1 protein-coding gene and 1 pseudogene are annotated in these 1,957 nt (G+C 36.3%); both read left to right on the top strand.

Annotated elements, in window-relative coordinates; translation table 11 throughout:
* The first annotated feature begins 150 nt into the window (after positions 1-150).
* Positions 151-1,566, top strand: coding sequence for a leucine-rich repeat domain-containing protein (locus DXB63_RS17680; protein ID WP_122127702.1), 1,416 nt, complete (start codon positions 151-153; stop codon positions 1,564-1,566).
* A gap of 22 nt (positions 1,567-1,588) precedes the next feature.
* Positions 1,589-1,957 (top strand): annotated as a pseudogene (locus DXB63_RS17675) (leucine-rich repeat domain-containing protein); the annotation flags it as partial.

Genomic DNA, 1,957 nt, shown 5'->3' with positions numbered 1-1,957 from the left:
GTGTTTATGCGGTTAATGGAAATCTGGTTCGGCAAGAAAAAGTGGTCGGTACATTTGCTATTACCGTTTCACCGGGGATTTATTTGGTGAAGGCAGGTCGGAAAACAGAAAAGGTAGTAGTGAAATAAACGGGTTCATAAATATAGCCTTATGAAAACATATAAATATCTTTTAGGCTTATTGCTCCTTTTCCTGATGCATTTTTCAGGATTAGCTCAGTCTTACAAAGTAGTAACTGTTCCTGCTCCGGGAGAGTTGGAAAAGAGTTTGGGTGATGATTGGGATAAAATAGACTCTGTTGTAGTAAAAGGCACTATCAATAAGGTAGACTTTCAAACTTTATATAATTGTTCCCGTCTTGGGAAACTAACCGTACTTAATTTAGAAAGTGCGACAATAGAAGGTAACAGGATTCCGGATTATGCTCTTTATTATCCCGATATTATGTATGATTATCTTAATATTCAACGTATTATTTTGCCCGATAATGTAACGGAAATTGGTAAATATGCAATTTCTATGATGTATCTTAAAAAGATTAATTTTCCTTCATCTTTAAAAAAGTTTTCAATAGGTTCTTTTTATTCATGTCATTGGATGGAGATGGATCCTCTAGTCATTCCTGAAGGTATCACAGAAATTCCATGGTACTGTTTTGGGCATTGTCAGAGTTTCCGGAAACTCGTGCTGCCCCAGTCGCTTAAAATGATAGACGGGTTCGCTTTTTATAACACTCGAATGGAGGAAATGAATCTTCCTGAAGGGTTAGATTCGATTGGACAATCGGCCTTTTGGGGGGCAGGAGAATTAAAGAATGTCATAATTCCGGAGAGTACTGTTCATTTAGGGTTAGGTGCTTTTGCGCAGAATGATAGTTTGCATAATATAAAATTTCCGCAAAGTATTACAAACATACCGGACTTGTTTTTGGCATATAGTATGACAATCGATACTATTATCATTCCAGATAATGTTACTGTTATTGGACAAAATGCGTTCATGATTGATTTTAATATAAGGTATGTGCATTTCCCAAGGAATTTGCAAAGAATAGGTTTGGATGCGTTCAATCAAAATAGTATAACGGAAATCGTATTTCCGGAAACGATTAAATTTATTGGTAAAGGAGCATTCTTTGATTCATATCTTCTTGAAAAGGTATATTGTCCTGCGCAGACACCACCTTTTGCTCAATATGATGATAGAGACAAAAATGATTCGTGGCCTTTTATTTCTCTTAAAAAACTTACACTTTATGTACCTATAGGAACAAGTGACTTATATAGAAATGCTGATTGTTGGAAAGATTTTGATTATATAATAGAAACCGATAATTTCCCTTCTTCCTGTGGAATAACCTTCGCTCCAAGCTGTACGGTCAGCACCTCTGATGGAGAGATTATAATAAACAATCCTACGGATATACCGACAAGAGTCAGTGTTTATGCGGTTAATGGAAATCTGGTTCGGCAAGAAAAAGTGGTCGGTACATTTACCCTTACTGTTTCACCGGGGATTTATTTGGTGAAGGCAGGTCGGAAAACTGAAAAAGTGGTGGTGAAGTAAACGGGTTCATAAATATAGCCTTATGAAAACATATAAATATCTTTTTGGCTTATTGTTCCTTTTCCTGATGCATTTTTCGGGATTAGCGCAGTCTTACAAAGTAGTAACTGTTCCTGCTCCGGGAGAGTTGGAAAAAGGTCTGGGTGATGATTGGGATAAAATAGACTCTGTTGTAGTAAAAGGCACTATCAATAAGGTGGATTTCCAAACTTTATATAATTGTTCCCGTCTTGGAAAACTAACCGTGCTTAATTTAGAAAGTGCGACAATAGAAGGTAACAGGATTCCGGATTATGCCCTTTTTTATCCTAATATTACGGATAACTATCTTAATATTCAACATATTATTTTACCCGATAATATCGCGGAGATAGGAGAATGGGCTTTTTCG

Origin of the sequence: Bacteroides sp. OM05-12, from assembly GCF_003438995.1 — a bacterium.
GTDB lineage: Bacteria > Bacteroidota > Bacteroidia > Bacteroidales > Bacteroidaceae > Bacteroides.
Note: the sequence above shows the minus strand (reverse complement) of the source record. Positions and strands in the feature narration are given on the sequence as shown.